This is a genomic window from Micromonospora foliorum (genome assembly GCF_022229015.1).
Lineage (GTDB): Bacteria > Actinomycetota > Actinomycetes > Mycobacteriales > Micromonosporaceae > Micromonospora > Micromonospora foliorum.
The window spans coordinates 1-5,150 of sequence record NZ_JAKKFF010000293.1 but is presented as its reverse complement, the minus strand read 5'-3'; the positions used below and the strand labels follow the sequence as shown (position 1 = coordinate 5,150).

The 5,150-nt window shown below is 72.9% G+C and carries 4 protein-coding genes, 3 tRNA genes and 1 pseudogene; 1 reads left to right on the top strand and 7 read right to left on the bottom strand.

Annotated features, from left to right (window positions below; genetic code table 11):
- Window positions 1-125 precede the first annotated feature (125 nt).
- On the bottom strand, window positions 126-653 hold the full coding sequence (locus PSH25_RS21335) for an SRPBCC family protein (RefSeq protein ID WP_238660758.1): 528 nt from the start codon (window positions 651-653) through the stop codon (window positions 126-128).
- Window positions 654-819: 166 nt separating this feature from the next.
- Here PSH25_RS21335 and PSH25_RS21330 point away from each other — a divergent pair, with 166 nt between their 5' ends.
- Window positions 820-2,106 (top strand): hypothetical protein, encoded by a 1,287-nt coding sequence (locus PSH25_RS21330; protein WP_238660757.1) that lies wholly within the window; start codon window positions 820-822, stop codon window positions 2,104-2,106.
- 200 nt (window positions 2,107-2,306) lie between these two features.
- Here PSH25_RS21330 and PSH25_RS21325 read toward each other — a convergent pair.
- The 6 genes and pseudogenes from PSH25_RS21325 to PSH25_RS21300 form a co-directional block, all read right to left on the bottom strand.
- Window positions 2,307-2,380 (bottom strand) — tRNA-Phe (locus PSH25_RS21325).
- 99 nt (window positions 2,381-2,479) lie between these two features.
- Window positions 2,480-2,553 (bottom strand) — tRNA-Asp (locus tag PSH25_RS21320).
- Window positions 2,554-2,610: 57 nt separating this feature from the next.
- Window positions 2,611-2,683: transfer RNA gene (locus PSH25_RS21315), tRNA-Glu, on the bottom strand.
- A gap of 154 nt (window positions 2,684-2,837) precedes the next feature.
- Window positions 2,838-3,620: a polysaccharide deacetylase family protein gene (locus PSH25_RS21310; RefSeq protein ID WP_238660756.1), complete on the bottom strand. Its 783-nt coding sequence runs from the start codon at window positions 3,618-3,620 to the stop codon at window positions 2,838-2,840.
- A gap of 75 nt (window positions 3,621-3,695) precedes the next feature.
- Window positions 3,696-4,241: pseudogene (locus tag PSH25_RS21305) on the bottom strand (MerR family transcriptional regulator); the annotation flags it as partial.
- Window positions 4,242-4,402: 161 nt separating this feature from the next.
- A partial coding sequence (locus tag PSH25_RS21300; protein WP_238660755.1) for an ABC transporter permease family protein occupies window positions 4,403-5,150 on the bottom strand: 748 nt, incomplete at its 5' end.

Below are 5,150 nucleotides of genomic sequence, written 5' to 3'. Positions count from 1 at the left end.
CGCGCCGGTTGGGCGGCACCGGCTTCGGCTCGGGGGCGGAGGCCGGCCAACGCGCGAACCTTGGTGGCCGGGACCTCGGCGGCGCCGCTGCCGACCGCCGGCTCGGCCGGTGATCCGCTGGGTCGTCAGGCCGTCGTCGTGGGGCGGTGGCGCGACACCGTGGCGACGTAGCGGGTGAGCAACTCGTGCCAGCCAGCGGTGAGCGCCTTGCGGTAACCCTCGGCAGCCTCGCCGTGCCGGTCGAAGTGCCGGTGCTCCAGCTCGACCCGGGTGCGGTCCGGCCCCTCGGAATGGAACAGCACCTCGACCTCGCTCGCGCGGGCCGGGTCCGGCACCGGCGCCCGGTCGGGGCCGATCTGCCAGACGAAGACCAGCCGGCGAGGCGGGTCCCAGGTAAGCACCCGGCCCCAGTCGGCGCGGAAACCGTACGGGCCCAACTCGTAGAGCATGCCGCCGGCCCGCGGCTCCATGCCCAGCTCGGCCAGCGCGTCCGGGCCTGACCACGTGTACTCGGTGACCCACCAGTCGGTCAGCTCGTCGGTGAAGACCGCGAACGCGTGCTCGGCGGAGCCCGGGACGAGAAGGCTGCACCGCAGAGAGAACTGGCCGACGTCCTGCCGGATGTCGGCCGGATCAGTCAATTCCTGTCCCATAGGCCCGGACCATACCGGCTGATGCCCGGGTGTGCAGCTTCGCGAGGTGCCCGGTTCCAGACACACGGTCGCCGGGTCGTCACGGACGGGATGCCCGTCCGGAAAGCGGGTAACCGCGCCGGACGGCTCGGACGACCGGGCCGGTGTGCAGGCGGGGCGGGAGAGCATGAGCGACAGCGGGCAGCAGCGGGAGCCGGACCGGAACGTCGACAGCGGGGACCCGGACGTCCTGCTCGACATTCCGAAGGTTTCCGTCGACTCCATCCGGCTGGCGGTCGACGGTCTGGAGGCCGACCTGTCGCTGCGGGCCCGGGTGGCCAACCTGCTCCAGGTCGACGCCGGCGTACGGGTGCACCTCAACAGCGGCGAGTTGAACGTCAACGGGGTGAACGCCGAGGCGCAGCTACGGGTGCGGTTGGAGCAGCTGACCAGGATCCTGGGACGGGCGCTCGACACGATCGACAACAACCCACACATCATCGAGGCGCTGGCGCACACGGCCGGCGCCGCCATCGACGACGTGAACCGCAGCGCCCAGCAGTTGGCCGCGGGCGCAGTGGAGACCACTACGTCGAATCGGCGTCCGGACGGCGTACGCGACGAGCCGGGCCGCCAGGTGGGCGCGGCCGGTGCCTTCGTCGACCGTGGCCGGCCGGGTTCCGCTCGGCCGGGTCTCGATCGGCCGGGTCTCGATCGGCCGGGTCTCGATCGGCCGGGTCCTGGTCGACCGGGTTCTGGTCGACCGGGTTCTGAGCGGCCGGATGCGGGTCGGTCCGGTCCGGTGGGCGCGGAACCGGGCGGCGGAGGACCCGGGCCGCGAGCGGGCGGCCCGGGGTCAACCGACCAGGCGCATCCGCAGGACCAGCATCCGCAGCGCCAGCAGCCTGAGCGCCAGCAGCCGCAGGGTCGGCAGCCTGAGCGCCAGCAGCCGCAGGGTCGGCAGCCTGAGCGTCAGCAGCCGCAGGGTCGGCAGCCTGAGCGTCAGCAGCCGCAGGGTGGACAGCCTGAGGGCCAGCAGCCGCAGGGTGGACAGCCTGAGGGCCAGCAGCCGGAGGGACGGCAGCCGGAGGGCCGTGAGCCGGAGGGCCGTGAGCCGGAGGCCGGCGCGCCAGGTGGCCACCGCCCGGAAGGTCAGCGGCAGGAGCGGCCCGAGGGCGCTGATGACGGGAAGCACCCGGGAGGGGCGGGCCCGGATCAGCGGCGCCCCGGGGGATCGGCGGGAGGGGCGGCCGGGGAGACCCCCAACCAGCCCGGTCGGTCAGCTGGGCCCAGCCCGAGCCCGTCCGGGCATGGCGACGGTGGTCTGCCGGGCGCGGCGCAGGCTGCCGCCCAGAGCGCGGCGCAACTTGCCGAGCAGGCGGGGGAGACGCTGCGACAGGCCGGACGCAGCGTGTGGGAGGCGATCCAGGGCAGCGTGACGCAGCACCGCCCGCCCGGCCGCCGCGACCACTGACCCCGCCGTGATCGACTCGGTTTCCTTGATATCGCGGTGTTGCGGGCGCGGGGATACCGCGACATCAGGGAAGTCGAGTCGATCATGCGGTCCGTGGTGCTGCTGGTCGACCAGCGGTATCGGCTGAAGCACCGGAAACAGCAAGATCCCCACCTGCGTTTCCGCTGGTGGGGACCTCTGTAGCCCGGCGAAAGGCTATGTGGCCAGGGGCGGGGTCGAACCGCCGACCTTCCGATTTTCAGTCGGACGCTCGTACCAACTGAGCTACCTGGCCGTGTCGCTCGGCTCATGTTACCCGGCAACCGGACGAACCGGCGGCAAGGCGACCTGCTCCGATACGCAGAACGCCGCGCGGGGCGCGGCGTCGGCGCTGCGGTCCTGACGGGACTTGAACCCGCGACCTCCGCCTTGACAGGGCGGCGAGCACTCCAACTGCTCCACAGGACCTAGCTTATGTTGCTCCGGCTTGCGCCGGTCTTGCCTTGCTCCGGCTTGCGCCGGTCGTGCCCCCAACGGGATTCGAACCCGTGCTACCGCCTTGAAAGGGCGGCGTCCTGGGCCGCTAGACGATGAGGGCGGCCCCGCCATCATTGCACATTCGCAACTTCAAGCGGACTTGCTCCCATCCGGCCCCGCCGGAGGCTTGGAAAGCATACGTGATGCTCCGTCGGTCGACAAAATCGGTGTCGGCAGGGGCTTGGGGCGGGTCATAACCGCAGGTCAGAGCGGTTCTAGCGGAGTCGGGTGATGCCGAAGCGGTGCTTCAGGTCGGCGATCATCTTCGGGCAGGCGGCGAGTGTCGCGGCCCGATTTCCGCCCCCGTCGTGCAGGAGAACGATGGCACCGGGGCGGGTGGCGGCGTGGACTCGCTTACCGATCGTGGCCGCGGTCGGCTTGTCCCAGTCCTGCGGGTCGACCGACCAGTGCAGCGGACGCATGCCGAGGTCCTTGGCAACCGCGAGCACCTCCGACGTCCATCGGCCGCCCGGCTGCCGGTAGAACGACACCTTCGCGCCGGGAGTGGCCTTCTGGATGGCCCTGTTGGTGCGGTCCAGATCGGCCCGGATCTCGGCGACTGGTCGCCGGGCAAGGTCGAGGTCGTGTCGCCAGCTGTGGTTGCAGAGCTGGTGTCCCTCCCGGACGATCCGTCGGACCAGCTCCGGGTGGCGCTGCACCTCGCGACCGACGACGCAGAAGGTCGCGGTCACCTTCGCGGCCTTCAGCTGGTCGAGCACCTTGGGCGTCCAGGCCGGGCTGGGCCCGTCGTCGAACGTCAGGGCCACCGGGCGTACGCCGGTGTTGCGACCCAGACCGGCGGGCAGCTTGGCCGGCAGCGGCCGCAGTGGCGGCTTGGCCGGCTTGGTGACGCTGGGGCGCGGCGTCGGGGTGGGCGGCGTGGTCGTTTGCACCGGCTGTGGAGCGCCGGCGGGCGCGATGGTGTGGTCCGGTTGGGCACAGCCGGACAGGACCAGCGCCACGGCGAGGACGGACGCCAGGATGGCGCGGGCTTGCATCTGCTCGCTCCCGGAGGGTCGGGGTAGGCGGACCCGCCCGACGGTAGTTCACGCCGCCAGTTGGCGACAGTGCGATCAATCACGCCTCGACTGGTCCAGGGAGTCGCGGACGGCGGCGGAGAGCGAGACCGCCTCGGCCAGGTCGACCGGCCGCACCACCCCGGCGGGCAGCGTGTCGGCCCGCCAGCCGGGGCCGGCGGCGAGCACCAGCAGCGGACGCCGTGGTGCGGCGAGCAGTGCGGTGAGCTGGGCCGGGTCGGCGGTGGCCCGGGTGTGCGACCAGAGCACCACGGCGGCCGGTCCGGTCCGGTTGACCGCCTCGACGAGAGCGGCCACCGGCACCCGGGCGCCGAGCATCCGGTAGCTGACACCGCCCTCCGCGAGGGCTGCGGCCAACGCCTCCAGCGGCAGGGTGTGCTGCTCCTCGTCGGCGCAGGAGAGCAGGATCCGGGCCGGCCCGGTGGGGACCTTGGCCCGACTGGCCGCCGCGAGCGCCTCCGAGACGCAGCGGGACACCAGGTGTTCCACCTCGATCAGGCCGGCGGTGGCGGCGTGCCGTTCGCCGATGCCGGCGAGGACCGGGCGTAGCAGGCCCTCCCAGGTGGCGACGACGCCGCCGGCGGCCAGGACGATTGTCACCGGCCCGAGCACGCTGGCCGCCAGCTCGGAGAGGAGATTGCCGGCCAGGTTGCTGGCCACGTTGGCGAGGATGCTGCCGACCACGCCGCCGATCGCGATCAGCGCCGGCCACCGCGAGCCACCGCGCGCGCCACCCGGCCCGGTCACCGCACGCCCCCGGAGACGAGCCCGGCGACCAGGTGCCGCCGCGACAGGACCACCAGCACCACCGGCAGCACCGAGGCGAGCACCGAGCTGGCGGCCAACGCGCCGCTGTTGCTCACGAAACTGCGGGTCTGCTCGGCCAGGAACGGCCCGAGCGGCGACGAGCCAGACGCACTGAACAGCCGACCCACCACCAGGTCGTTCCAGACCTGGACGAACTCCAGCACGGAGACCGCCACCACCGCCGACCGGTTGTGCCGGGCCAACCGGCGCAGGGTGTGCCACCACCGGCGCCCGCCCAGCCGGGCGTCGCGGACCTGCTCGACCGGCAGGTCGGCGAACGCGTTGCGCAGCACCAGCACCGCGAACGGCACGCCCAGCGCGATGTGCACCAGGGCCAGACCCTGAGCCGTGCCGGAGGAGAGCACCAGGCCCAGCACCTCGTTGACCGGCCCGGCGATGACCTGGATCGGCACGACGCTGGCCGCGAGCAGCAGCAGCCCGGTGGCCTGCGCGGCCGGCCCGGTCAACCAGGCCAACGGGTACGCGGCCAGCAGCGCGACCACCAGCACCGTGGCGGTCACCGCGGTGGCCAGCAGCAGGGTGAAGCCCAGCGTGCGCCACAGCTCGGTGCCGGTGACCAGGTTGCGGTAGGACTCGCCGTTCGGCGGCGCCGACCACCAGCCGCGCGCGGCGGCGTCCACCCGGCCGTGCGCCGACGTGGCGACCAGCACCGCCAGCGGAACC

Excerpts from the sequence above, each read along its gene's own strand:
- PSH25_RS21335 (WP_238660758.1), bottom strand. The coding sequence starts at position 653 with ATGGGACAGGAATTGACTGATCCGGCCGACATCCGGCAGGACGTCGGC.
- PSH25_RS21330 (WP_238660757.1), top strand. The coding sequence starts at position 820 with ATGAGCGACAGCGGGCAGCAGCGGGAGCCGGACCGGAACGTCGACAGC.
- PSH25_RS21310 (WP_238660756.1), bottom strand. The coding sequence starts at position 3,620 with ATGCAAGCCCGCGCCATCCTGGCGTCCGTCCTCGCCGTGGCGCTGGTC.